Origin of the sequence: Streptomyces sp. TLI_185, assembly GCF_003814765.1 — a bacterium.
Lineage (GTDB): Bacteria > Actinomycetota > Actinomycetes > Streptomycetales > Streptomycetaceae > Streptomyces.
In genome coordinates this window covers 3,320,318-3,344,052 of sequence record NZ_RKRB01000001.1, presented here as the reverse complement: position 1 = coordinate 3,344,052, position 23,735 = coordinate 3,320,318, and the positions used below count along the sequence as shown (strand labels likewise).

The following is a 23,735-nucleotide window of genomic DNA, read 5'->3' as shown; positions in this document are numbered from 1 at the left end:
AGGCCTCGGACACGGGGCCGGCCAGCGAGACCTTCGGCAAAGCAGTGCACATCTGTGTCTTCCGCTGTGTGCTGCCGCGCCGAGGTGTCGTATCGCAGTCACAGCACTCTCGGTGGGGCGGCCCCGACCGATTGAGGAACCTTGATCAGCTTCACTGTGACGGCGCTGGTGTTCGGCGTCGTCTTCCTTGCCGAACTGCCGGACAAGACCGCGCTCGCCGGGCTGGTGCTCGGTACCCGCTACCGCGCCTCGTACGTCTTCGCGGGCGTGGCCGCGGCGTTCGCGCTGCATGTCGCGCTGGCTGTGGCGGCCGGGAGCGTGCTCACCCTGCTTCCCCTGCAGATCGTCCACGCGCTCACGGGAGTCCTCTTCCTGGGCGGCGCCGCCGTGCTGCTGATGAGGAAGGGTGAGGACGAGGAGGAGATCCGCAAGCCCGGGAACCAGTCCTTCTGGAAGGTCGCGGGCGCCGGGTTCATGCTCATCCTGGTCGCCGAGTTCGGGGACCTGACCCAGATCATGACCGCGAACCTCGCAGCCCGTTACGACGACCCGCTCTCCGTCGGCCTGGGGGCGGTGCTGGCGCTGTGGGCCGTGGCCGGGCTCGGGATCGTCGGCGGGAAGGCCCTGATGAAGCGGGTGCCGCTGGTCCTCATCACCAAGATCGCGGCGCTGCTGATGCTGGCGCTCGGCGTGTGGAGCCTGTGGGAGGCCGTCGCCGGGTGAGCTGAACACCGGGTGAACTGTTTCCGGGGGCACTGGCGGATGCCGGGCAGGTTTTGTACCGTGGAGAAACAAAGTGGCTCCCGCCCGTTTTCCCTGACCGGCGGGCGGGGCCGCCTTGTTTCCTCCCTCGCGCCCTGGAGCTGCCGATGACGGTCACCACCGTGCCCACCGTCCTCACCGCCCGCGCCCTCCTGCTGGACATGGACGGCACCCTCGTGAACTCCGACGCCGTCGTCGAGCGCATCTGGCGTCGCTGGTCCGAACGGCACGGGCTGGACGCCGACGAGGTCATGAAGGTGGTGCACGGACGCCAGGGCCATGCCTCCATGGCACTGCTGCTGCCCGACCGCCCGATGGAGCAGAACCTCGCCGACAATGCACGCATGCTCGCCGAGGAGACCGCGGACGTGGACGGCGTCGTGGCGATCCCCGGGGCGCCCGAGTTCCTCGCCTCCCTGCGTGGGCTGCCGCATGCTCTGGTGACCTCGGCCGACCTTGCTCTCGCTACGGCGCGGATGGGGGCTGCGGGGTTGCCGCTTCCCGAGGTGCGGGTGACCGCTGAGTCGGTGGGTGCGAGCAAGCCGGATCCGGAGGGGTTTTTGAAGGGGGCGGCCGAGCTGGGGGTCGAGCCGGGCGAGTGCGTTGTTTTCGAGGATTCCGCTGCGGGGATCGAGGCGGGGCGGGCTGCGGGGATGCGGGTTGTCGGCGTCGGGGCGCGCGCCGATCTGTATGAGCCGGATGTGGTGGTGCGGGATCTGACGCGGGTGCGGGTTGAGGGTGTGGCCGGTGGGGGGATTCGGCTGTACGTCGGGTGAGCTGTGCACGATTGCCTCCGCAGGCTGCGCAGGGCGGGGTTTTCAGCCCGTCCGGCGTTTGAGGACGAGGCCGTTCAGGCCGAAGCGGGGGTCTGGGGGCGGCAGCCCCCAGCCGGGGACGCGCGGCCTCACGGCTGCGACGTCTCCGACTCCAGCCGCGCACGCGTCTCCGCCCCGTACACCCCCAGCTCGTCCCCCTGGATCCCCCGTGCCCACTGGTATCTGCCGACCGCGTCCTCGACGCCCTCGTTGTAGTGGCCGCTCGGCTGTCTCGTGTAGAGGCCGAGCTGGGTCAGGCGCAGTTCGAGTTCGGTGACCTCGGGGCCTTCGGAGCCGCGCCGCAGCACGGGGGGCGCGGTCTGGCGGCTGTCGGTCGCTCCGATGCTGCCGCTCGCGGTGGCCGTCGGCGGGGTCCGGGTCGGCCCGGGCGAGCGGGACGGGCTCGGCGAGGCGCTCGTCGCCGACGGGGACGGCGAGAGTGACGGGCTCGCGCTGACCACCGGTACCGGCGGTGCGGGCCGTACGGACGTGGCGCTCTCCGACGGCGACGCGGACTCCGGGCTCGGCGACACGTCCGGCACACTCGCCCGTACGTCGTCGGGCAGCGCGGTGTCCCGCGTCGGTGCCTCGTAGGAGAACAGCCCGCTCGCCATCCCGGCTGCTGTCATCACCGCGACGACCGCCCCGCCGACGCCGAGCAGCACGGTGCGGCGTCTGCGGCGCGCCCTGCCCGCCGCGTCGTCCTCGTCGTACGGGTCCGCGGTGTCTCCTGTGCCCGCGCCCTCGAACAGGTGCAGGTCGTCGGTGCTCGGCACCTCGGCATCCACTGCCCGCAACGGCATCGTCGCCTCGACCGCCGGCACCGCAGGAGGCGCGGCGGGCTCGCTTCCCGCGCCCTGCAGTTCCACATACGGCCGTATCCGCAGCGGGTCGAAGTCCTCCGCCGCGGCCTGCTCGGCCGTACGGGCGTCGCGCAGGGCGTCGGACGCCCGTTGAGTGCAGCCGCAGGACGGGGTGTTGTCCGCCCCTCTGGGCGCCCCACACTCCGGGCACTGGTGACCTTTCGGGTCTGTCACGCGTTCGTCCCTCCCTTCACGCTCCCCTCGCGAACTTCAGAGGTTATCCAGATCATCTTCACGCCGTGGCCGTAGCCCCCGGAATATCGGGTTCCACCAGGACTCAACAGGCCATAACCGGTCACACCGATCACCATGGACGTGTAACGAGAGCGGCAGGAGGTCTTCATGGCCGGGGATGCGCACGGTATGACGGGGAATGTGCGAGACGCACAGGCATCCGCGAAGCCCCCGCAGCGGGGCGGCGCCACCCAGGAGCACGTGTCCGGGAACGTACTCGTGTCGATCGGCGCCCTGCTCCTCGGGATGCTGCTCGCCGCCCTCGACCAGACCATCGTGTCGACCGCGCTGCCCACCATCGTCAGCGACCTCGGCGGTCTGGATCACCTGTCCTGGGTGGTCACGGCGTATCTGCTGGCCTCGACCGCCGCGACCCCGCTGTGGGGCAAGCTCGGTGACCAGTACGGGCGGAAGCGGCTGTTCCAGACCGCGATCGTGATTTTCCTCATCGGTTCCGCGCTCTGCGGAATGGCGCAGAACATGCCCCAGTTGATCGCGTTCCGGGCGGTGCAGGGCCTGGGCGGCGGCGGGTTGATGGTGCTGTCGATGGCGATCGTCGGGGATGTCGTCGCGCCCCGTGAACGCGGCCGCTACCAAGGCCTGTTCGGGGCCGTCTTCGGTGCGACGAGCGTGCTGGGGCCCCTGCTCGGCGGGCTGTTCACCGAACACCTCAGCTGGCGCTGGGTGTTCTACGTCAACCTTCCCGTCGGTGTCGTCGCTCTCGCCGTGATCGCGACCGCCCTGCGCATCCCCCGCAAGACCGCGCAGCACGTCATCGACTACCTCGGCACCTTCCTCATCGCCGCGGTCGCCACCTGTCTGATCCTGGTCGCTTCTCTCGGCGGCACGACCTGGGGCTGGGGTTCGACACAGATCGCCGGGATGATCCTTCTGGGCGTCGGACTGGCCGTCGCGTTCGTGGCCGTGGAGCGGAGAGCGGCCGAACCCGTCCTGCCGCTCAAGCTGTTCCGCATCCGCACCTTCGCCCTCTCCGCGGTCATCAGCTTCGTCGTCGGCTTCGCCATGTTCGGCGCGATGACCTATCTGCCGACCTTCCTCCAGGTCGTCCAGGGCGTGACGCCGACCATGTCCGGCGTACACATGCTGCCCATGGTGTTCGGCCTGCTGCTGTCGTCCACGGCCTCCGGCCAGATCGTCAGCCGCACCGGCCGCTGGAAGATCTTCCCGATCGCGGGCACGGGCGTCACCACCCTCGGCCTGCTGCTCCTGCACCAGCTCGACGAGAACAGCTCCACGGCCGAGATGAGCGTCGACTTCTTCGTCTTCGGCCTCGGGCTCGGCCTGGTCATGCAGGTGTTGGTCCTCATCGTGCAGAACGCCGTCTCCTACGAGGACCTCGGCGTCGCCACCTCCGGTGCGACCTTCTTCCGCTCGATCGGGGCCTCCTTCGGCGTGGCGATCTTCGGCACGGTCTTCGCGAGCCGCCTCGGCGACAAACTGACGGACGCCTTCCGGGGCACCCGCCTCCCCGCGGGCATCTCCGCGGACGCCCTCAAGTCCGACCCGCGCGGCATCGGCTCACTGCCGCCCGCCCTGCGCGGGCCCGCCCTGCACGCGTACGCCTCGTCCATCACCGACGTCTTCCTGTACGCCGCCCCCGTCGCCCTCCTCGGCTTCGTCCTGGCCTGGTTCCTCAAGGAGGACAAGCTGCGCGGCTCCGTCACCGCGCCCGACGTCACGGAGACCCTGGCCAGCAATCCGGTCGAGCGGTCCTCGTACGACGAGGTGTGCCGCGCGCTGTCCCTGCTTGGCACGCGGGAGGGCCGGCGCGAGGTCTACCAGGAGATCACCGAACGGGCGGGCTACGACCTGCTGCCCGCGGCGAGCTGGTTGCTGCTGCGGATCAAGAAGCACGGCTGGGCCGAGCCGGGCGTGCTCGCGGAGCGCAGCACGGTGCCGCTCCGGGTCGTCATCGCCGCCGCCCGCCAGCTCGAGGAGCGGCGCCTTGCCACCCGGGAGGGCCTCGATCTGGTCCTCACCGACCAGGGCCGCGAGGTGGCCGAACGGCTCGCGCAGGCCCGTGAGGAGTCGCTCGCGGAACTGCTCGGCGACTGGTGGGGCCCGGACCGGCCGACCGACCTGAACCGTCTGGTCAAGGAACTGAACGACGAGATGTGCGGCTCGGACGAGGAGAGGCCGTACAAGGAGGCGGTGGCAAAGGTCAGTTGACGTTCGTACGCGGATCCCCGTCGAGGCCCTTGCGGAACCAGTGCTCGGCGTACGGGGCGTCGTTGTGCGGCTCGGTCTCCGTGTAGCCGAGGCGTGTGTACAGGGCGCGGGCCTCCGTGAGGTCGCTCCGGGTGTCGAGGACCAACTGATCGGCGCCGAGGTCCCGGGCGGCCTCCTCGGCGGCGCCCACGAGCAGCGCGGCCCCGCCCTTGCCGCGCATCCCCTCGTACAGGAACACCCGGGTCAGCTCGGCGGTCGTGGCATCCAGCAGCCGTACACCCGCCGACCCGGCGGGCTCGCCGCCGTACCGCGCGACCAGCAAACGGCCCGTCGGCGGGGCCAGTTCGGCGCCGGTGTCGGCCGCGATCTCCCGCTCCAGCTCGGCCGGGTCGGTCCGACGCTCCTCGTGCAGGAGGTAGTAGCGGTCGCTGACCTCCGTGTAGTAGGCCCGCCAAAGGGCCGCGGCCACGGGGGAGTCGACGGGTTCGGGGGCGATCGTCCAGGTCACCCGGTCATTGTGCGGACACGGTGTGCGGGGCACGCAACCGAATATGGGTCGCCCCCGGTGAGTCCAGGACCTGCGTCTTCTGCCGCTCGATGTGCTGGTCGCCCAGGTCGTCGAAGAGCCGGCGGCCCCGCAGGCGAGGACCGGCACGACGTGCAGGAGAAGCTCGTCCAGCCACCCTGCCCGGATGAACTGCTGCACTGCTCCGCGCCTCCCCCAGCCCTTGAGGGGCCGGGGGGGGGGACCCCAGCCGGCGACACGTCCTTGTCGCCGGCCGCCTCCCTGGCCGGCTCCGGCGCCCGCTCCGGGCCCTCGGTGACGAAGTGGAAGGTGGTGCCGCCCTGCTTCACCAGCGACTCGCGGGCGTGGTGGGTGACGACGTACACGGGCGCGTGGAAGGGCGGCTCGTCGCCCCACGGGATCTCCCCGGTGATGTACATGCCGTGGCCCATCACGACCGCGCCGGGCCGGGCGACATGCTCGGCGATCAGGTCGTCGTCCGGTCCGGTGCCCCCGCCCTTCATCCCCTGCATCTGCCGGAACGTCCGCAGCCCGTACACCCCCGAGTGCAGCCGTTCCCCGCCGATCCCGAGCGGGTGCTCGCGCCCCGACTCGGGCCCCGCGATGCATCCGTCGAGCGACATGGCCAGCCGTGCGATGACCTCACCCATGAGCGGCGCTGGGCTGTACGCCCTGGGGGAGGAAGCCCGCGCGGCTTCGGCGGGCTTGGCCTGCTGCTCGGGTAGGCCGACGCCGAGGTGATCCGCGGGACAGGGCCTGGGGGGGCCGCGTGGTTTCCGGTTGGGCGGTCACAGGCTCGGTTCGTGGGTCGGGGCCGCGTGGTCGGCTTCGGCGCATGTCTCCGTGAGGTGACCGCGGGGCCCTGGGCCGCCGTTTGAGGGGGCTTCCGGACCTCGCTTGCATGAATTCGCAGGGGCGTTGCCATGAACCGCAGCGCTCTGCTCTGCGCCCTGCCCGGTGGCCGGGTCGGCGGTAGGAAACCGTGCCTTCGGCCGCCCCGAGCGGGGCGATGGGCGGTGCGCGCCAGGGCCCGCGACGCCGAGTCGATCCGATCCGCCGGGCAGGCTCTGGGCGCCGCGTGGTTTCCGGTTGGGCCGCCCAAGGATCCGTGCGCTGTCGTACTCCGTGTCGATCGCGAGCCCGACGCCGCCAGGGAGGTCCACGCGGACTACGTCGGCGCCCAGGCCTGCGAGGAGCATGGCGGCGAACGGGCCGGGCCCGATACCCGGCCGGCTCCAGCACGCGCACGCCGGAAAGCGTTGCCGTGTCCCGGCGTCCCTTGCCTCTGCCGTGCAGTCCCCACGGGTTGTGACCGGCGCGGGGCCGCATCGTCGACTTCGTCGCCCGCCTCCGAGGCGACCCGGGAGGCCCCGTTCGCCGTTTGAGGGGTGGCTTCCGGGCAACCCGGACGAGGAACCGGCCCACGGGGCCGACACACCGGAAGGCACCCATGTCCACAGGCATGATCATTGCTCTGATCGTGATCGTGGCGGCCGTGGTCGTTGTCGCGGCCGCCCTCACTCTGCGTGCCCGGGGCGGGTACGGCGGCCGGGACCTGAAGCGGCGCTTCGGGCCCGAATACGACCGGACGCTGGCCCGGCACGACGGGGACGCCAAGGCCGCCGAGCGTGAGCTCACGGAGCGCGTGCAGCGGCACGGATCGCTGCGCGAGCAGCCGCTGGAGCCGGGCAGGCGCGAGGAGCTCACGGCCCGCTGGACGGCCGCGCAGGAGCGCTTCGTCGACGCGCCGCGGGAAGCGGTCACCGAGGCGGACCGGCTGCTCGCGGAGCTCGCCGCCCTCCGTGGCTTCCCCGACGACAGCCACTACGAGGAACAGCTCGCCGCCCTCTCCGTCCACCACGCCGACCACGTCCACGGCTACCGGCACGTCCACCGTGTCGCACGCGTGGGCGTGAGCGGGCAGGACGGCGACCGGGCCGACACGGAGGAGATGCGCGAGGCCATGGTGGAGGCCCGGGCCCTCTTCGAGGACCTGACCGCCCCGCCCCGCCGCACCGAGAAGACTCCGGCGTCCGCCGCCACCCGCACCAAGGCCCACAAGCACGAGAGCCGCGGCCACCTGCCCTGGGCCTTCAACCGACGCCAAGCCAAGGGGAGTTGAGCGACATGACGGATGCGACGACCGGCCCCGCCGCCGAAGGTGCCGAGGCCGAGGACAGGACGAACCGCACCACGGTGACGCCCACCCCGCGGGAGGTGACGGAGGAGGCGGACCACGGGGCGGGCCACGAGGGCACGGCCCCCGGCCGGCCCACCGGCACTCCCGGCACCGCCGCCGCGACGCCGACCACGACCCCGACCAGCGGTCGTCTCCTCCCGCACGACGAGTGCGACAAGCTGGAGCTCCGCCTTCGCCAGGCTGTCTCCGGGTTCGTGGACGGGCCGCGGAACTCCGTCGAGGAGGCCGATCACGTGGTCGAGGAGATCGCCGGACAGTTCACCGAGGCCCTGACCCGGCGGCGCCGCACCCTGCGCATGTCCTGGCAGGACGGCGAGGACACCGAACAACTCCGGCTGGCCCTGCGGGACTACCGGAATCTGGCGGAACGACTCCTACACGGGTGACCCGTTCGAAGTACCCGTATCCCCCTCAGTGTCCCTCGCCGTCGTCCGGCGCTCCCGCCACTCCCGTGCGACCTCCTCGACGTCGTACGGCTTCATCCCGAGCGGGGGGCCGGGCGGCGGCTTGAACATCATGTCGCGGATCTTGACGTTGACGTCGGTGACGATCTTCCGCGCGATCCGCTCCGAGGGCGCCGCATACGCCGCCGCCAGCGCGTCCTCGGCCTCCTTGCGCAGGGCGAGCGTGGGCGGCAGCACGGACAGACCCTCGCGGGCCATCTTCTGCTTGATCCACCACAGTTCGTCGTACGAGGTGTCGGTACCTGCGGGCAACGGCTTGCCCGCACCGGGCAGTTGGGTGAACTCGCCGCGTCTCTCGGCGTCACGGATCTGTTTGTCGACCCAGGACTCGAACGGCACACCCGGTGGCTTTCGCTCGGTCATGACTCCATTGTGCCGGACGCGGCATGCCCGGGCGATTTATCATGCGGCCGCTGTGTAAGGACACTTCAAGAGGAGCAGCGCGTGCTCGAACTGACCATGGCCACCGTCTCCGGGGCGGAAGAGGGGGCCACGGCCGGCATGCTCATGGCCGACGCACCCAGTGAGCCCGGCGCCGTGCTGCGGGTGGGGCGGGACACGTCCGTGTGCCGTCTCGCGACGCCCGACGACTGGCTGTTCATCTCCCGGGTCCACCTGGAGTTCCTGTGCGGCCCCGAGGGGACCTGGCAGCTGACCTGGCTGCGCGGCTCACAGGCCGACCCGTCCTCCGAGGTCCGGCTGATCGTCGGGGAGTACGCGCAGCCGCTCGCCTACGGCGGGACCGTGGCGCTGCCCAGAGGCGGCAGCGGCGAGATCGTCGTCCAGGACCGCACCGCCCCACGCAGCGTCAACGTCGGCTTCTACCACGAGTACTGAAGCAGGCCGGCTGACGTCCGCTGCCCCGCGGCGGAGCCGCATATCGATACTGCGGCCGCGCCCCTTCAGGGGCGCGGGGCCGTGACATCAGCGGCTCCGCCGCGGGGCGCGACCAGCCACGACGGCGCTGCAGGCATCGACGGCGCTCCCCTGGAGGGGGACCCCCCACCCGCGGAGCGCTAAAGCACACGCGCCAGCGCGAAGCCGTCGTAGCCCTTGCTGCCCACCGTCTGGATCGCCGTGCCGCTCAACCGCGGGTGCGAGCCGATCAGTTCGACGGCGGCGCGGCTGCCCAGCACGTCGGGCGCCTTGCTGTCCGCGTCGGCGACCCGGCCGCCGCGTACGACGTTGTCCACGACGATCAGGCTGCCGGCGCTGGTGAGCCTGAGGGCCCACTCCACGTAGTTCGGGTTGTTGACCTTGTCGGCATCGATGAAGACCAGGTCGAAGGGGGGCGGGTTCTCGTCTGCCAGCTTGGGCAGCGACTCCAGGGCCGGGCCGATCCGCACCTCGACGATCCGGTCGAGGCCCGCGCGCGTGATGTTGCGGCAGGCGACCTCGGCGTGCTTGGCGCTGTACTCGAGCGAGATCAGGCGGCCGTCCTCGGGCAGCGCGCGGGCCAGCCAGATGGTGCTGTAGCCGCCGAGGGTGCCGATCTCCAGGATGGTACGGGCGCCCTGGATCTGGGCGAGGAGCTGCAGGAACTTGCCCTGGAGCGGGGTCACCGCGATCTGCGGGAGCTCGGCCGCCTCGCTGTCGCGGAGGGCCGCTTCGAGGGCGTCGTCGTTCCGCGAGAGGTGGGTGGTGAAGTACTCGTCCACGTCGTCCCAGAGCTGCGACTCGCTCATTCGCTGTGCCTTCCGTGTGACTGCTTAGCGCTTCTAACTAGCTGCCCTAATGAATATAGCTGCGGGCCGGTGCCCCGTCAGGGAGATCATGACGGCCGGGTTCAGCTGATCGGTGGAGGCGCGTGCACCGGCGGCGGAGGCGGCACCGGGCGCCGGGAACGCCGTACCGCGAACACCATCACGGCCGCGACGGCGAGGGCGAAGGCGCCGGCGACCGTCAGCAGCCACGCCGGGATCCCGGCCACCTTGCGCAGCCGGTCCTCGTAGATCACCTGCTGGAACGGGGTGTCCGCGGACGCCCGGCGCAGTACGTGGTCGCCGGAGATCGACGACGGGTACGGGAACTCCTGGCCGATCGCGGTCAGGAACGGTGTGCCCGCGGCCAGCCCGGCCAGCGGGCCCGACTTCGCCGTGACACGTCCGGCGTAGGTGACGCGGGGCTGCTCGCCGCCGATCGCGGAGCGGGTCTCCATGCGGTGCGCGGCGAGGACGTACAGGCCCAGGGACTGCGGGGTGCGGGCGAGGCGGGACAGGCGCATCGGGTAGACGGGCTGCCCGGACGCGAAGGTGAGGTGGAGCGGGTCGAGCGTGCCGGTCAGCGCGGTGTTCGCGGTGTCGGGGGAGAGGCGGACGGCGACGTACTCCCAGCGGCGGCTCACATACGGCTGGAGGGCGTCCTGCAGTCGGGGCGGCATGGCGAAGCCGTTGGTGTCGAGCCAGGCGTTCAGGGCGGCCGGGTCGGTGGCGGTCAGGCGGGCCACGTCGAAGGGGCCGAGCTTCTGGCGGCCGACCACGCCCACGCCGGGGGCGGCGGCACCGGCCCCGGGCGGGCCGCCCGCGCTGCTGCCGTCGCCGGTGACCAGCGGCCAGTCGCCGTCCTGCGGCCAGAAGTGGTAGCGGTCGTGGTGGACGGGGGCGGTGGTGGCGGCGAGCTGGGTGAACAGCGCCGGGTCGCCGAGCTCGACCGTCGCGCGGTGCGGGACCGGCATGATCCAGGCGGCCCGGTCGGCGTCCCCGCCGACCGTCAGGGACATCACGATCTGTTCCCGGCGGCCGTCCCAGCGCACGACGGACTCCTCACGGCCGACGCTCACCCGCCGCTTCCCGTCGGGGATCATCGCGCCGCAGCCGCACGCGTACGCCGGTGCGATCAATGATCCCAGCTGAGTCGCCAGCAGGGTCACAACGACCGCCAGTAACCGTGCGCGGGTGCATTTCCGCAGGAAACAGACCATTCCCCGAAGCCTCCGTGCTGCCGTGGACAGAGCTTCACACGGTACGGGGGCCGCGGCCGTTCCGGAGGCGGCCCCTTATCGGGCGCACTATGGTCATCCCGACAAATGGAGCGCATACGTCAGGTGAATCCGGGACGGCCTGCGTCTGTCTACGGGGACGGTCCGAACGACAGGGTGCGAAAAGGAGCGAAGGGGCGGGAGGCCGACCAGTCGTGGCGAACGTGGAGCACAGCGGGCGACCGGCGGAAACCTTCGGCGCGACAGCCGTCGGAGGAGCTCCCAGACGCCTGCATGTGGTCCGCCTCGGCCTGTGGCTGGTCGCGGCCGTGCTCGCCGTACGCCAGGTGGCCGTCGTCCTCAGTACACCCAGGGGTGAACGGCTGACGGATCTGGAGACCTGGGTCGGTCCGCACGGCGTCCTGCATGTGAAGGGTTCGCTGTACGACTCGACGCGGTTCACCGGCACACCGTTCGGCGGACTGGTCCTCAAGCCCCTCACCCGGGCGGCCGAGCAGGCCCTCGGCTGGGGCTGGACCTTCGGCACGCTGCTGCTGGTGGTCGCGCTCGGCCTGATCGTGGCGCGTGCGCTGCCGCAGCCGGTGAGCCGGCGGACCTCCCTGTTCGCCGCGCCGCTCGCGATCAGCCTGCTGATGCTGTCGCTGCCGGTGCGCAACACGCTGTGGCTCGGGCAGACCAGCATCATCCCGGTCCTGCTGGTGCTCGTCGGCTGCTTCGTCGTCCGCGGCGAACGCAGCAGCGGCCTGCTGATCGGTCTTGCCGCCGCCCTCCAGCCGACCGTGCTGCTCTTCGCCCCGCTGCTGTGGTTCACCGGGCGCCGCCGTGCCGCGGTCTCCACCGGCATCACGTTCGCCGCCTGCACGGTGCTCGCGTGGGCCGCGATGCCGCACGACTCGTCCACCTACTGGCTGCACCACATCGCGGGCGCCGGCCTCGGCGGCAAGGCCGACGACCTCGCCAACCAGTCCCTGCACGGCGCGCTGCTCCGGCTCGGATTCTCCGGCCCTGTGGAGATCGTCCTCTTCCTCGCGCTGGGCACGGCGGTCGCCGTGCTCGGTGTGCGCCGCGCCGTGCGCTACGCGCGCGACGGGCAGCTGCTCCTCGCGGTCGCCGTCACCGGCTGCGCGGCGATCGCCGTGTCGCCGACCGCCTGGCAGCACCAGCTGCTGTGGGTGCTGCTCGCGGTCGTCGGACGGGTCGGCAGGCGGGCCTCCGACCGGTATGTGTGGCCGGTCGCCGTGGTCCTGGTGATGACACTGCCCGCGAAAATGATGCTGCCGAACATGGAGCGGCTGTACACGCTGCGGGACAACCTGGTGCTGGTCGCCGCGCTCGCCGCAGCCACCGTCGTGCCGTTCCTGTCCCGCACCTCGCCGTACTACCGGTCCCCGGTCCCGGCCGAGTACGCCGCCCCGGTCCGGGCCCGTTTCCGGCATGTCCCCGTCGTTTCGTTCCTGCGCCGGGTCCTCACCCGCCCGAACCTGCTCCTCGAACTCCTCCTGATGCGCGTCACCTACGCCGCCTACCAGCGGATCCGGCTCAGGGTGACCGCCGACCGGGCCACCGCGGAACACCACGGACACCAGATCCACGGGATCGAGCAGTGGCTTTCCGTCGACTTCGAGCACTGGGTCAACCACGCCGTGGTGAAGGTCGACTGGCTGCGCGGTTTCCTCGACTACTACTACCTGTCGTTCCACTTCGGCGTCCCGCTCACCATCCTGGCCGTGCTCTATGTGCGGCGCCCCGTGGACTACCGCTGGGCGCGCTCGGCCCTGGGCCTGGCCACCGTGTTCGGCCTGATGGGCTTCTGGCTGTACCCGCTGGCGCCGCCGCGCCTGATGCCGGGGCTCGGCTTCATCGACACGGTGCACGGCGTCCAGGACTTCTCCAAGCCGAACTACGGCACGCTGACCGAGTTCACCAACCAGTACGCGGCCATGCCGTCCCTGCACTTCGCCTGGGCGCTGTGGTGCGGCATCGTGATCGTGACCCTCGCGCCCAGGTGGTGGCTGAAGCCCTTCGGTCTGCTGCACCCGCTGTTCACGCTGTCCTCGATCATCGCGACCGGCAATCACTGGTTCCTGGACGCGGTCGGCGGTGCCACCGTGGTCGGGGCGGGCTTCGGGCTGCAGTACCTGGTGTCGGGCCGGCGGGCGGCCACCGCGGCCGCCGCCGCCGTGAAGGAGGAGTCGCCGTCGGACGCGGGGACCGCGCACACCCGTCGGGCGCCCTCGGGGTACTGACGGGCCGGCGGCGCCGGGATGCCGCCGGCCCGAGACCGTGGCCGGCCCGAGACCGTGGCCGGCCCGAGACCGTCAACCGACCTGGACCTGAAGGTGCTTCACGCCGTTGATCCACGCCGAACGCAGCCGGGACGGGTCGCCGACCAGGGTGAGGCCCGGCAGGGCGTCGGCGATCGCGTTGAAGATCAGGTCGATCTCCAGGACGGCCAGGGACTTGCCGAGGCAGTAGTGCGGTCCTCCACCGCCGAAGCCGAGGTGGGGGTTGGGGTCGCGGAGGATGTCGAAGGCGTCGGGGTCGGTGAAGACCTCCGGGTCGTGGTTGGCGGAGGCGTAGAAGATCCCGACCCGGTCCCCCTTCCTTATCGACTTCCCGCCCAGTTCGGTGTCCTGAGTGGCCGTCCGCTGGAAGGAGTTGACCGGGGTGGCCCACCGCACGATCTCCTCGGCCGCGGTCTGAGGGCGCTCCCGCTTGTACAGCTCCCACTGCTCGGGATGGGTCAGGAACGCGTGCATCCCGTGGGTGATGGCGTTACGGGTCGTCTCGTTGCCCGCGACGGCCAGCATCAGCACGAAGAAGCCGAACTCGTCGGAGTTGAGGTTGCCCTCGTCCTCGGCGGCCACCAGCGTCGTGACGATGTCCTTCGCCGGGCACTGCTTCCGGTCGGCGGCCATGTTCATGGCGTAGGCGATCAGCTCGGTGGCCGACTCGGCGCCGACCTCCTCGGTGATCGCGTACTCCGGGTCGTCGTACGAGATCATCTTGTTGGACCAGTCGAAGATCTTCGCCCGGTCGTCCTGCGGGATGCCGATGAGCTCGGCGATCGCCTGCAGGGGCAGTTCGCAGGCGACGTCGGTCACGAAGTCGAAGGCGCCGGTCTGCGCACGGGCGCTCTGCGCGATGTTGTGGGCGCGCTCGCGCAGCCGGTCCTCCAGTGCCCGTATGGCACGCGGGGTGAAGACACGCTGCACGATCTGGCGGACCCGGGTGTGCTCCGGCGGATCCATGTTGAGCAGGATCAGCCGCTGCGCGTCGATGGCGTCGCGCTCGATGTGCTCGTTGAAGCGGATGATCGCCGTGTTGAGGTACGAAGAGAACAGCTCGGGGTGGGTGGAGACGTACTTGACGTCCGCGTGCCGGGTGACGGCCCAGTACCCCTCGTCCTGGAAGCCGGCGATGTTGCCCGACTGCGGGATCCAGCGGACCGGTTCGGCCCGCCGCAGCTCGGCGAACTCCGGCAGGGGCACACGGTGGTGCAGCAGGTCGGGGTCGGTGAAGTCGAACCCGTCGGGGAGAGCAGGACAGGACATGGGCGACTCCGGCTCGAATTCTGACGGACCATCAGGTTTCAGGTTTGCCGTGAAGGTAGTAACGGGTTCTACAAGAGGCAAGAGGTGCGGCAAGGCGAATTGGAGCCGTATTGCATGCACGACTCTTGCGGTTGTGGACGCGCTGTCAGCAGACTGCTGCCAGAACTAGAACACGTACTAGTTCAGCGTGGCGGGGCCGGCCGGGACGCCCCCGCGCCGCGCGGGTACCGGAGGAGAGGATCCCCCACCATGGCCGCGGAACCCGTGATCGTAGAAGCCGTACGCACCCCCATCGGCAAGCGCGGCGGCGCGCTCGCCAACCTCCACCCCGCCTACCTCCTGGGCGAGACCTACCGTGAACTCCTCGGCCGCACCGGCATGCCCGCCGACGCAGTCGAACAGATCGTCGGCGGCACGGTGACGCACGCCGGCGAGCAGTCCATGAACCCCGCGCGCACGGCCTGGCTGACCATGGGCCTGCCGTACGAGACGGCGGCGACGACGGTCGACTGCCAGTGCGGCTCCTCGCAACAGGCCTCGCACATGGTGGCCAACATGGTCGCTGCGGGCGTGATCGACGTCGGCATCTCGTGCGGCGTGGAGGCGATGTCGCGGGTGCCGCTGGGGTCGGGTTCGAAGCACGGCCCCGGAAAGCCGTTCCCCGACGAGTGGAACGTGGACCTGCCGAACCAGTTCGAGGCGGCGGAGCGGATCGCCCGTCATCGCGGCCTGACGCGCGAGAACGTCGACTCACTGGGACTGATCTCGCAGGAACGGGCCGCCGCGGCCTGGGCCGAGGAGCGCTTCAAGCGGGAGACGTTCGCGGTCCAGGTCCCGACCACGGAGCAGGAACAGCGCGCCGGACAGGGCATGTGGCGGCTCGTCGACCGCGACGAGGGGCTGCGCGACACGACCATGGAGGCCCTTGCGGGCCTCAAGCCGGTCATGCCGACGGCCATCCACACGGCGGGCAACTCCTCCCAGATCAGCGACGGCGCGGCGGCGATCATGTGGGCGTCCAAGCGGATGGCCCGCGCGCTGAAGCTGAAGCCGCGGGCGCGGATCGTCGCCCAGGCACTGGTGGGCGCCGACCCGCACTTCCACCTCGACGGACCGATCGACGCGACGCGCGCGGTGCTGGGCAAGGCCGGGATGACGCTGAAGGACATCGACGTCGTCGAGATCAACGAGGCGTTCGCGTCCGTGGTGTTGAGCTGGGCGCAGGTCTTCGAGCAGGACCTGGAGAAGGTCAACGTCAACGGCGGCGCGATCGCGCTCGGGCATCCGGTGGGGGCCACCGGGGCCCGGCTCATCACGACGGCACTTCATGAACTGGAGCGGGCGGACAAGGAGTTCGCGCTCATCACCATGTGCGCCGGGGGCGGGCTCGCGACCGGGACGATCATTCAGCGGCTGTAGAGAACGGCTTGCGCGAAGGCGGGGGGTGTCACTTCGCAGGCGCACGGTCGGGGGTGGTAGGACGGTGTGGTTCGACTGTGCGAGGTGAGGCGGTCAAACCATGGACGAGACCGAGACCGAGACCGAGACCGAGACCGAGGGCGTGGGCGGCGGCCCCGTGACGGTGCGTGAGATGACGCCGGAAGACGAGCCGGGGGTCGCCGCCCTCTTCGCGGCCTGCGAGGACTACTTCGCCGCCGCGACCGGAAACCCGGCCCTCCCGGCGGACGTACAGAGCCTGTACTACGCGCTGCCCGAGGGAGCGGATCCCGACCAGAAGCGGCTGCTGGTGATGTGCCGGGGCGAGAGCGTCGTCGGGCTGGTCGACGTCGTGGACCGGCATCCCGATGTCGCCGGCTGCTCGGTGGGCGTGTTCCTCGTCGCCCCCGAGGCGCGGCGCGAGGGAATCGGTACGTACGTCGCCCGCCGTCTGCTGGAGGAGGCGGCCGGGCGCGGGATGCGGAACGTGACCGCCACCTGTCCGTCCCAGTGGGAGCCGGGGCTCGGCTTCCTGCGGAGCCTGGGCTTCGAGATCGGCCCCCCGCGCGAGGCGCCCGGCGGGACCGTGGGCAACCGGCTGCGGCGGCCCGAGGAGACCGGGCTGTGCACGGCGCTGTTGCAGCAGGCTCGCTGAGCGATGAGTTTCACCCGCCGCTGCCGTCTGCACTGACTGACGAGAGGGAGGTGCTCGTGATGGGCGCAGCGGCACAGCAGGAAGCCTTGAAACGGCTGGAGGTCCTGGTCGGGGAGTGGGTGGTGGAGGCCGAGTTTCCGGGCCTTGAGGTGCCTCCGGGGCGGAGTGTGTTCGAGTGGACCCTGGACGGGCAGTTCCTGGTCCAGCGGACCCAGGCGCCGAACCCCGCACCGGACAGCATGGCGGTCATCGCCGTCGACCCGCAGACGGGCGGCTACACGCAGCACTACTACGACTCGCGGGGCGTCGTACGGCTGTATGCGATGACCTTCGCCGAGGGGACCTGGCAGTTGCTGCGGGAGACCCCGGACTTCTCACCCCTGGACTTCCGGCAGCGGTACACCGCGCAGGTCGGCGAGGACGGAAACACCATCCGCGGCGTCTGGGAGATGCGGCGGGACGACTCGGACGGCTGGCAGCAGGACTTCCCCCTGTCGTACCGGAGGATCCGCCGGTGAACCCTGGTGACATCGTGCGCGGCATCGTCGACGCGAACCTGTACCTGGTGCTCGCCACCGCCGACGCGGACGGGCGGCCCTGGAGTTCGCCGGTGTACTTCGCCCACGAGGAATACCGCGAGTTCTTCTGGATCTCCTCGCCGGATGCCCGGCACTCCCGCAACATCGCCGTGCGGTCAGAGGTGGGGATCTCGGTCTTCGACTCCTCGGTGGCGATCTCCACCGGCCAGGGTGTGTACATGTCCGCCACTGCCGCACGCGCGGACGGGCCGGACGTCGAGCGCGGGCTCGACGTCTTCTCCCGGCGTTCCGTGCGGCACGGCGGGCGCGTGTGGACCGCCGGGGACGTCGGGGGCGACTCCGGTATGCGGCTGTACCGCGCGGTCGCCGACGACCACTCGATCCTGGCCAAGGACGGCAGGCCCGACCACCGGATCCCCGTCGACCTCGGCCCCGCCTGACGGCTCCCGGCCGCCCTCGGCCCTCGCCCCCGTCTGACGGCTCGGGTCGTCGGGAGCGGCATGCTGCGCGGTCTGTCCGTCGGGTGGGTCCGGTCGGCGAAGGCAGGCGGGCCGGCCGGAGTTCCGGCTCGTGGCCGACCCCGGTCCCGATGCTGCCCCCGACCCAGGTCATGTTGGCCGTGCTGTGCTTATCTGGGGGACCCCCCAGACCCCCGGCGTGCCCGAGCCCCAGATAACTCACCGCGTTGATCGGCCCGCTGACCACCGTCAGTCCCAACAGCACGAACACCAGGCGCAGTCCGCGCGCCTCCTGTTCGCTCTCACTCACGCTCATCAACTCTCCGGGCAGCCGGACGGGCAGGGTGCACTCAAGTCCACCACGGACGCGGGGGCCACTCGGATGCCGACATGAGGCGCGCGTGCCTAGCGTCGAGAGCATGACCGATCAGACGCGCAAATCCTGTGAAACGCCGACCAGTTGGCGGACACGGAAGGCTCTCGCGGGAGCGGCCGCCCTGTTGCTCGCGGGGCTCGCGGCAGCGCCCGTGGCCACCGCTGCCGAGCAGACGCACCACCGGACGCGACGCGGAGACCTGGTCTCCGTCACTCCGGTCGCCGACCGCGACGCAGGGCAGGTCAGGAGGTTCGTGGCCGACCGGGGCGTTGCCGTGGACCCCGTGCGGTACGGCGTACGGGCGTACCGGCTGACGTACCGGACCGTCGACCCGTACGGGAACCCCACGACCGCGACCGGCCTCCTCACCCTTCCCAAGGGCGGCGCCCACCGGCTCGACCTGGTGTCCGACACCCACGGCACGATGGTCAAGCGCAGCTACGCGCCCTCCGCGGGCGAGGACTTCGGCCGGATCCCGTCGTATCTGAACGCGAGCGCCGGGCGTGCGGTGGCCGCCCCCGACTACCTGGGTCTGGGGGAGGGCCCGGGCCCGCATCCGTACATGGACACCCGCTCCTCCGTCACCGCCTCCGTCGACATGCTGCGCGCGGCCCGCACGGCGGCGGACCGGCTCGGCCGTCCGCTCACCGGCGACGTGTACGCGACCGGTTTCTCGCAGGGCGGCCAGGTCGCGATGGCGCTGGGCAAGGCGCTGGAGCAGGGCGTCGACGGCCGCTTCCGGCTGAAGGCCCTCGCGCCGATCAGCGGCCCGTACGACCTGGAGGGCCAGGAGATACCCGCGCTGTTCGACGGCCGGGTCAACGACACCAGCGGGGTGCTCTACACCTCGTACTGGCTGGTCGCGCAGAACCGGCTCCACCCGATCTACAAGGACCCGGCGGAGGCCTTCCGCGCCCCGTACGCCGGCCGGGTCGAGGGCCTCTACGACGGAAGCCACGAGGAGGACGACGTCATCAAGGGGCTCGCCCCCTCGGTGAAGGACCTGCTGACGCCCGCCTTCCAGGAGCGGCTGCGGCACCCGTCGGGCGGGCTGCTGGACGCGATGCGCGCCGCCGACCACACCTGCGACTGGAAGCCGGACGTGCCGGTGCGCCTGTACGCCGGTGACAACGACACCGACGTACCCGTCGGCAACGCCCGGACATGCGCCCGCACCCTCGCCGGTCAGGGAACGAGGGTGCGGGTGGTCGATCAGGGAGCCGTGGACCACTTCGGCTCCTTCGCCGTGTCGGCTCCGCAGGTGGTGCGGTTCTTCGACGGCGTACGGGCTCGGGGCTGAGCCGGATGCGGCGGCTCAGTACCAGCCGTTGGCCTGCCAGAACGCCCAGGCGGCGGTCGGGCTGCCGTAGCGGGAGTTCATGTAGTCCAGGCCCCACTTGATCTGGGTCTTGGCGTTGGTCTTCCAGTCCGAGCCGGCGCTGGCCATCTTCGAGCCCGGCAGGGCCTGGACCAGGCCGTAGGCGCCGGAGGAGGAGTTGGTGGCGGTGACGTTCCAGCCGCTCTCGTGCTCGACGATCTTGCTGAAGGCGTTGTACTGCGCCGCGCTCGGGATCATCTTGTGCGCGATCGCCTGGGCGCTGGCGGCCGAGTCGGCGGTCGCGGCGTGGGCGGGAGCCGCGGTCAGCACCATGCCGGTGGTGGCGGCAGCCACGGCGGCGGAGGCGAGGGCCTTCTTCGGGGACGCGATGCGGCGGGCGATGCGGGAGACGAACACGAGGAACCTTTTTCTTCGGGGACAGGGGGTCGCACGCAGTCCCGGGAGACTCGGGAGTCCCGGGAGACCCGGGGGGCATGCGTCGGCGCCGTGGCCCTGAGGGCACATCGGCGCCGTGCGACGTCATCCAGAGAAGCAGGCTCGGAAGGGGTCCGCAATGACCCTATTTGCTAGTTGTGGTCGTATGTGGGAGGGGTGAGCTTCGTGTGACCTGACTCTCAAAGTGCAGGTCAGAGGCGGTTATGGCGTGGACATGGCGTCCGAAATGCACTACTAGGGAAGGTAGTGGGTGATGTGGGTCATGTGGGGTGGTTCACCGGTCAACGAGGCTCGAACGTGACCGCGGTCTCGAACGCCGCCCGCCGGGTGGCTCTGCGTAGTGCCCTGAGCACCGCCGGGCCGAGCATGAGCGTCAGTACGACGGTGACGACGGCCCGGCCCAGGTCCCAGCCCAGCGAGGTGGCCGCGCAGTACGCGAGGAAACGGGCCAGGTTGGCGGGGGCGGCGGCCTGCGGGTCGAAGGCGATTCCCGAGGCCAGCGCGCCCATGAAGGGCCAGCCGGCCAGGTTCATGATCGTGCCGTAGGCGAAGGCGGCGAGGAAACCGTAGACGGCGAGCAGGGCGAGCTCGCCGCGGCCGCGCAGGCGGTCGGGCCCCGGGAGCAGCCCGGCCCCCATCGTGAACCAGCCCATCGCCAGCATCTGGAACGGCATCCACGGGCCCACCCCGCCCGTGAGCAGCGCGGACGCGAACATCGTGAGCGAGCCGAGGGTGAAGCCGAAGCCCGGGCCGAGCACGCGTCCGCTCAGCACCATCAGGAAGAACATCGGCTCGATGCCTGCGGTTCCGGCGCCGAGCGGGCGCAGAGCCGCGCCGGTTGCCGCGAGCACCCCGAGCATGGCGACCGCCTTGGGGCCGAGCCCGGACTCCGCGATGGTCGCGGCGACGACGGCGACCAGCAGCACCAGCAGACCCGCGAAGAGCCAGGGGGCGTCCTGGGCGTGGGCGCTGAGCTGGGAGGCGGGCGGGGCGAGGAAGGGCCAGCCGAAGGCGGCCACGCCCACGGCGCTGACGAGGGCGAGGGCGATGAGGGAACGGGGGCCCAGGCGGATGGGGCGCGCCTGCGGCGTCATGCCAGGGCCTCCCGTACCTGCGCGACCGTGAGCCACTGCTGCGGGGCGAGGATCTTGGTGACCTGCGGGGCGAAGGACGGGGACGAGACGACGACCTCGGCCGTCGGCCCGTCCGCGATCACCTCGCCGTCGGCGAGCAGAACCACGCGGTGGGCGAGTTCGGCGGCCAGTTCGACGTCGTGCGTGGCCAGGACGATCGCGTGTCCTTCGGCTGCCAGGTCGCGGAGCAGGGTCACGAGCCGGGCCTTTGCCGCGTAGTCCAGGCCGCGGGTCGGTTCGTCGAGGAGGAGCAGGGGTGGGCGGGAGGTGAGGACGACGGCGAGGGCGAGGGTGAGGCGTTGGCCCTCGGAGAGGTCGCGGGGGTGGGTGTCGTCGGTGATGCCGGTGCTGTCGGGGAGGAGGTTCGAGAAAAGCGTGCGGCAGGTGCCGGGGGTGACGTGGGCGTCGCGGTCGGCTGCCGTGCACTCGGCTGCGACCGTGTCGGCGTAGAGGAGGTCGCGGGGTTCCTGGGGGACGAGGCCCACGTGGCGCATGAGGGTGGGGGATGGTGTGCGGTGGGGGGTGAGGCCGCCGACGGTCACCGAACCCGCGGTGGGTTCTGTCAGGCCTACGAGGGTGTTGAGGAGGGTGGATTTGCCGGCGCCGTTGCGGCCCATCAGGGCGAGGGTTTCGCCGGGGCTGATGGTGAGGGTGATGTGGCGGAGGGCTTGGATGCGGGCTCGGCGGACGGACAGGGCGTGGACTTCCGCGGTGGGTTGGACTGCGGCTGGTTGTGTGGTGGGGGTGGGCTTGTGGTTGCGGAGGAAGGGGAGCCATCGGCGGGTGGGGGCTGAGGTAGGGGCGGTGTCGCTTGGCCGCGCTTGCCGGGTGCCGCCTCTCTTTGGGGCGGGAGCCGCCCCAGCGGCACGACTGCCCGCAGGCTGACCGGAGTTGCGGCTGCCCGCAGGCTGGGCCAGCTGTTCCCGCAGCCCACCCGCCCGGCGCCGGGCGTCCCTCACTGTCAGCGGCAGTGGTGACCACCCGGCCAGCCGCCCCAGTTCCACCACCGGTGGACACACCGGCGATACGGCCATCATCTCGGCCGGGGTGCCGACCAGCAGTGGGGCTCCGGGGGCCGACAGGACGGCGACCTGATCCGCGTACTGAATGACCCGTTCCAGGCGGTGTTCCGCCAGCAGGACTGTGGTGCCGAGGTCGTGGACCAGGCGTTGGAGGACCGCCAGGACCTCTTCTGCCGCTGCCGGGTCGAGGGCCGAGGTCGGTTCGTCCAGGACCAGGACCTGGGGGTGCGGGGTGAGGACCGAGCCGATCGCGACGCGTTGCTGCTGGCCGCCGGAGAGGGTGGCGATGGGGCGGTCGCGGAGGTCGGCCAGACCGAGGAGGTCGAGGGTCTCCTCGACGCGGCGGCGCATCACGTCGGGCGCGAGGCCCAACGACTCCATTCCGTAGGCGAGTTCGTCCTCCACGGTGTCCGTCACGAAGTGGGAGAGCGGGTCCTGGCCCACCGTGCCCACCACGTCCGCGAGTTCGCGCGGCTTGTGCGTACGGGTGTCGCGGCCCGCCACCGTCACACGGCCGCGCAGGGTGCCGCCCGTGAAGTGCGGGACGAGACCGCCGACCGCGCCGAGGATCGTCGATTTCCCGACTCCCGACGGGCCGACCAGGAGTACGAGTTCACCCTCCGGGACCTCGAAGTCCACCCCCTGCACAGTGGGTTCGGCCGCCCCCTCGTACGTCACGGAGACATCTTCGAAGCGGATCACGACGGCTCCTTGGGGGCGATGAGGGCGGGCAGCAGGGCCAGCAGTACGGCCGCCGCCGGCCACAGGGGGAGCGTGGGAGCGACCAGCGGGACGACACCGGGGTGCAGGGCTGCCGGGTCGGCGTCGGCGGCGAGGGTGAGCAGCGCGGCGACCGCGGCGCCGGATCCCGCGACCAGCCAGGCGCGGGCGTCCCACCGGTCCGGGCGGTAACGCGTGCGCAGGCTACGGCGGCCGCCCAGCCGCAGACCGGCCAGGGCCGCGGCGACCCCTGCGAGCAGCAGGGGCAGGCCGTACGTGCCGCCTTCGGCGGTGAGCAGTCCGTACGTCCCGGCGCAGACGCCGAGCAGGCCGCCGAGGGTGAGCGCGGCGGTGGTGCGGCGGACGGCGGCCGGGACCTCGGCGCTGCGGCCGTAGCCGCGGGCGTCCATCGCGGCGGCCAGCGCGACCGAACGCTCCAACGCGCCCTCCAGGACGGGGAGTCCGACCTGCAGCAGGCCGCGGATGCCGCTGTCCGGGCGGCCGCGCAGGCGGCGGGCGGCGCGCAGGCGCTGGACGTCGGCGATGAGGTTCGGGGCGAAGGTGAGGGCCACGACCACCGCGACGCCCGTCTCGTAGAGCGCGCCCGGCAGGGACTTGAGGAGACGGGACGGGTTGGCGAGGGCGTTCGCGGCGCCCACGCAGATGAGGAGCGTGGCCAGCTTCAGGCCGTCGTAGAAGGCGAAGAGGAGCGACTCGGCGGTGATCCTGCCACCCAGGCGGATGCCCTGGGCCCAGTGGGGGAGCGGGAGTTCGGGGAGTGTGGCGATCACGTGGGTGCCGGGGATGGGGGAGCCCAGCGCCACCGCGAAGACGAGACGGATGAGAAGGACGGCGAGGGCGAGTTTGAGGAAGGCGGAGTAGGAGTGGGACCAGGGGGTTCGGGCGCGGCAGGTGGCGACTACGTAGGCGGACACCGCGATGAGGAGGGAGAGGAGAAGGGGGTTGGTGGTGCGGGTGGCCGCGGTGCCCAGGCCCAGGGACCAGAGCCACCAGGCCCCCGGGTGCAGCGGCGCGGCGGTGTGTGACATGGCACTGGCCGTATTCCGCACGGCAC

The 23,735-nt window shown here is 71.3% G+C and carries 23 protein-coding genes; 12 read left to right on the top strand and 11 right to left on the bottom strand.

Annotated features, from left to right (window positions below; all coding sequences use genetic code 11):
• The first annotated feature begins 141 nt into the window (after positions 1–141).
• On the top strand, positions 142–723 hold the full coding sequence (locus EDD92_RS15230) for a TMEM165/GDT1 family protein (protein ID WP_123964820.1): 582 nt from the start codon (positions 142–144) through the stop codon (positions 721–723).
• Positions 724–869: 146 nt separating this feature from the next.
• Positions 870–1,538 carry an HAD family hydrolase gene (locus EDD92_RS15225; protein ID WP_123964819.1) on the top strand — a complete coding sequence of 223 codons (669 nt, stop codon included), beginning with the start codon at positions 870–872 and terminating at the stop codon, positions 1,536–1,538.
• 128 nt (positions 1,539–1,666) lie between these two features.
• Here EDD92_RS15225 and EDD92_RS15220 read toward each other — a convergent pair whose 3' ends face one another.
• Positions 1,667–2,614 carry a peptidoglycan-binding domain-containing protein gene (locus tag EDD92_RS15220; RefSeq protein WP_123964818.1) on the bottom strand — a complete coding sequence of 316 codons (948 nt, stop codon included), beginning with the start codon at positions 2,612–2,614 and terminating at the stop codon, positions 1,667–1,669.
• Between the two features lie 168 nt (positions 2,615–2,782).
• Here EDD92_RS15220 and EDD92_RS15215 point away from each other — a divergent pair, with 168 nt between their 5' ends.
• The gene (locus EDD92_RS15215) at positions 2,783–4,864 is read left to right on the top strand and encodes an MDR family MFS transporter (RefSeq protein ID WP_123964817.1); all 2,082 of its coding nucleotides are present in this window, start codon (positions 2,783–2,785) and stop codon (positions 4,862–4,864) included.
• Here the strand turns inward: EDD92_RS15215 and EDD92_RS15210 are convergent.
• Complete coding sequence (locus tag EDD92_RS15210; protein WP_123964816.1) at positions 4,857–5,372, bottom strand: GNAT family N-acetyltransferase; 516 nt, start codon at positions 5,370–5,372, stop codon at positions 4,857–4,859. The genes EDD92_RS15215 and EDD92_RS15210 overlap by 8 nt on opposite strands.
• On the bottom strand, positions 5,369–6,040 hold the full coding sequence (locus EDD92_RS15205; protein ID WP_260326536.1) for a dihydrofolate reductase family protein: 672 nt from the start codon (positions 6,038–6,040) through the stop codon (positions 5,369–5,371). Before EDD92_RS15205 ends, EDD92_RS15210 begins: the two co-directional genes overlap by 4 nt.
• Positions 6,041–6,840: 800 nt before the next feature.
• Here EDD92_RS15205 and EDD92_RS15195 point away from each other — a divergent pair.
• Positions 6,841–7,512 (top strand): hypothetical protein, encoded by a 672-nt coding sequence (locus tag EDD92_RS15195; RefSeq protein WP_123964814.1) that lies wholly within the window; start codon positions 6,841–6,843, stop codon positions 7,510–7,512.
• A gap of 5 nt (positions 7,513–7,517) precedes the next feature.
• On the top strand, positions 7,518–7,976 hold the full coding sequence (locus tag EDD92_RS15190; RefSeq protein ID WP_123964813.1) for a hypothetical protein: 459 nt from the start codon (positions 7,518–7,520) through the stop codon (positions 7,974–7,976).
• On the opposite strand, the gene EDD92_RS15185 is transcribed toward EDD92_RS15190, so the two are convergent.
• A complete protein-coding gene (locus EDD92_RS15185; protein WP_123964812.1) occupies positions 7,965–8,417 on the bottom strand; it encodes a DUF1992 domain-containing protein in 453 nt (150 codons plus the stop codon). The genes EDD92_RS15190 and EDD92_RS15185 overlap by 12 nt on opposite strands.
• 81 nt (positions 8,418–8,498) lie before the next feature.
• Between EDD92_RS15185 and EDD92_RS15180 the strand changes: the two genes are divergently transcribed.
• Complete coding sequence (locus EDD92_RS15180) at positions 8,499–8,891, top strand: FHA domain-containing protein (RefSeq protein ID WP_123964811.1); 393 nt, start codon at positions 8,499–8,501, stop codon at positions 8,889–8,891.
• A 179-nt stretch (positions 8,892–9,070) separates the two neighbouring features.
• Here the strand turns inward: EDD92_RS15180 and EDD92_RS15175 are convergent, their stop codons facing one another.
• Together EDD92_RS15175 and EDD92_RS15170 are read right to left on the bottom strand one after the other, a co-directional pair.
• Complete coding sequence (locus EDD92_RS15175) at positions 9,071–9,739, bottom strand: O-methyltransferase (RefSeq protein WP_123964810.1); 669 nt, start codon at positions 9,737–9,739, stop codon at positions 9,071–9,073.
• A 101-nt stretch (positions 9,740–9,840) separates the two neighbouring features.
• On the bottom strand, positions 9,841–10,974 hold the full coding sequence (locus tag EDD92_RS15170; RefSeq protein ID WP_123964809.1) for a DUF2330 domain-containing protein: 1,134 nt from the start codon (positions 10,972–10,974) through the stop codon (positions 9,841–9,843).
• 212 nt (positions 10,975–11,186) lie between these two features.
• Between EDD92_RS15170 and EDD92_RS15165 the strand changes: the two genes are divergently transcribed.
• The gene (locus EDD92_RS15165; RefSeq protein WP_123964808.1) at positions 11,187–13,238 is read left to right on the top strand and encodes a bifunctional glycosyltransferase 87/phosphatase PAP2 family protein; all 2,052 of its coding nucleotides are present in this window, start codon (positions 11,187–11,189) and stop codon (positions 13,236–13,238) included.
• A gap of 72 nt (positions 13,239–13,310) precedes the next feature.
• Here the strand turns inward: EDD92_RS15165 and EDD92_RS15160 are convergent, their stop codons facing one another.
• Positions 13,311–14,546, bottom strand: coding sequence for a cytochrome P450 (locus EDD92_RS15160; protein WP_123964807.1), 1,236 nt, complete (start codon positions 14,544–14,546; stop codon positions 13,311–13,313).
• A 249-nt stretch (positions 14,547–14,795) separates the two neighbouring features.
• Here EDD92_RS15160 and EDD92_RS15155 point away from each other — a divergent pair, with 249 nt between their 5' ends.
• The 5 genes from EDD92_RS15155 (at position 14,796) to EDD92_RS15130 (ending at position 19,311) form a co-directional block, all read left to right on the top strand.
• Positions 14,796–15,965 carry a steroid 3-ketoacyl-CoA thiolase gene (locus tag EDD92_RS15155; protein WP_123964806.1) on the top strand — a complete coding sequence of 390 codons (1,170 nt, stop codon included), beginning with the start codon at positions 14,796–14,798 and terminating at the stop codon, positions 15,963–15,965.
• 100 nt (positions 15,966–16,065) lie between these two features.
• Positions 16,066–16,638: a GNAT family N-acetyltransferase gene (locus EDD92_RS15150; RefSeq protein WP_123964805.1), complete on the top strand. Its 573-nt coding sequence runs from the start codon at positions 16,066–16,068 to the stop codon at positions 16,636–16,638.
• 59 nt (positions 16,639–16,697) lie between these two features.
• Positions 16,698–17,156, top strand: coding sequence for a hypothetical protein (locus tag EDD92_RS15145; protein WP_123964804.1), 459 nt, complete (start codon positions 16,698–16,700; stop codon positions 17,154–17,156).
• Positions 17,153–17,617, top strand: a complete 465-nt coding sequence (locus EDD92_RS15140; protein ID WP_123964803.1) for a pyridoxamine 5'-phosphate oxidase family protein — start codon at positions 17,153–17,155, stop codon at positions 17,615–17,617. Before EDD92_RS15145 ends, EDD92_RS15140 begins: the two co-directional genes overlap by 4 nt.
• 437 nt (positions 17,618–18,054) lie before the next feature.
• Entirely contained in the window at positions 18,055–19,311 is a 1,257-nt protein-coding gene (locus tag EDD92_RS15130) for an alpha/beta hydrolase (protein WP_123964802.1), read from the top strand.
• A 15-nt stretch (positions 19,312–19,326) separates the two neighbouring features.
• On the opposite strand, the gene EDD92_RS15125 is transcribed toward EDD92_RS15130, so the two are convergent.
• The 4 genes from EDD92_RS15125 to EDD92_RS15110 form a co-directional block, all read right to left on the bottom strand.
• Positions 19,327–19,746 carry a transglycosylase SLT domain-containing protein gene (locus EDD92_RS15125; RefSeq protein ID WP_123964801.1) on the bottom strand — a complete coding sequence of 140 codons (420 nt, stop codon included), beginning with the start codon at positions 19,744–19,746 and terminating at the stop codon, positions 19,327–19,329.
• A gap of 320 nt (positions 19,747–20,066) precedes the next feature.
• Positions 20,067–20,879, bottom strand: coding sequence for an ECF transporter S component (locus EDD92_RS15120; protein WP_123964800.1), 813 nt, complete (start codon positions 20,877–20,879; stop codon positions 20,067–20,069).
• Positions 20,876–22,642, bottom strand: a complete 1,767-nt coding sequence (locus EDD92_RS15115; RefSeq protein ID WP_123964799.1) for an ABC transporter ATP-binding protein — start codon at positions 22,640–22,642, stop codon at positions 20,876–20,878. The genes EDD92_RS15120 and EDD92_RS15115 overlap by 4 nt, the downstream gene beginning before the upstream one ends.
• Entirely contained in the window at positions 22,639–23,709 is a 1,071-nt protein-coding gene (locus EDD92_RS15110; protein WP_260326535.1) for an energy-coupling factor transporter transmembrane component T, read from the bottom strand. The genes EDD92_RS15115 and EDD92_RS15110 overlap by 4 nt, the downstream gene beginning before the upstream one ends.
• Positions 23,710–23,735: the final 26 nt, after the last annotated feature.

What these genes read in the sequence shown, in the direction of transcription:
- EDD92_RS15225 (WP_123964819.1), top strand. Translation starts at nt 870, where the DNA reads ATGACGGTCACCACCGTGCCCACCGTCCTCACCGCCCGCGCCCTCCTG.
- EDD92_RS15215 (WP_123964817.1), top strand. Translation starts at nt 2,783, where the DNA reads ATGGCCGGGGATGCGCACGGTATGACGGGGAATGTGCGAGACGCACAG.
- EDD92_RS15205 (WP_260326536.1), bottom strand. Translation starts at nt 6,040, where the DNA reads ATGGGTGAGGTCATCGCACGGCTGGCCATGTCGCTCGACGGATGCATC.
- EDD92_RS15195 (WP_123964814.1), top strand. Translation starts at nt 6,841, where the DNA reads ATGTCCACAGGCATGATCATTGCTCTGATCGTGATCGTGGCGGCCGTG.
- EDD92_RS15190 (WP_123964813.1), top strand. Translation starts at nt 7,518, where the DNA reads ATGACGGATGCGACGACCGGCCCCGCCGCCGAAGGTGCCGAGGCCGAG.
- EDD92_RS15185 (WP_123964812.1), bottom strand. Translation starts at nt 8,417, where the DNA reads ATGACCGAGCGAAAGCCACCGGGTGTGCCGTTCGAGTCCTGGGTCGAC.
- EDD92_RS15175 (WP_123964810.1), bottom strand. Translation starts at nt 9,739, where the DNA reads ATGAGCGAGTCGCAGCTCTGGGACGACGTGGACGAGTACTTCACCACC.
- EDD92_RS15170 (WP_123964809.1), bottom strand. Translation starts at nt 10,974, where the DNA reads ATGGTCTGTTTCCTGCGGAAATGCACCCGCGCACGGTTACTGGCGGTC.
- EDD92_RS15160 (WP_123964807.1), bottom strand. Translation starts at nt 14,546, where the DNA reads ATGTCCTGTCCTGCTCTCCCCGACGGGTTCGACTTCACCGACCCCGAC.
- EDD92_RS15155 (WP_123964806.1), top strand. Translation starts at nt 14,796, where the DNA reads ATGGCCGCGGAACCCGTGATCGTAGAAGCCGTACGCACCCCCATCGGC.
- EDD92_RS15150 (WP_123964805.1), top strand. Translation starts at nt 16,066, where the DNA reads ATGGACGAGACCGAGACCGAGACCGAGACCGAGACCGAGGGCGTGGGC.
- EDD92_RS15145 (WP_123964804.1), top strand. Translation starts at nt 16,698, where the DNA reads ATGGGCGCAGCGGCACAGCAGGAAGCCTTGAAACGGCTGGAGGTCCTG.
- EDD92_RS15130 (WP_123964802.1), top strand. Translation starts at nt 18,055, where the DNA reads ATGACCGATCAGACGCGCAAATCCTGTGAAACGCCGACCAGTTGGCGG.
- EDD92_RS15120 (WP_123964800.1), bottom strand. Translation starts at nt 20,879, where the DNA reads ATGACGCCGCAGGCGCGCCCCATCCGCCTGGGCCCCCGTTCCCTCATC.
- EDD92_RS15110 (WP_260326535.1), bottom strand. Translation starts at nt 23,709, where the DNA reads ATGTCACACACCGCCGCGCCGCTGCACCCGGGGGCCTGGTGGCTCTGG.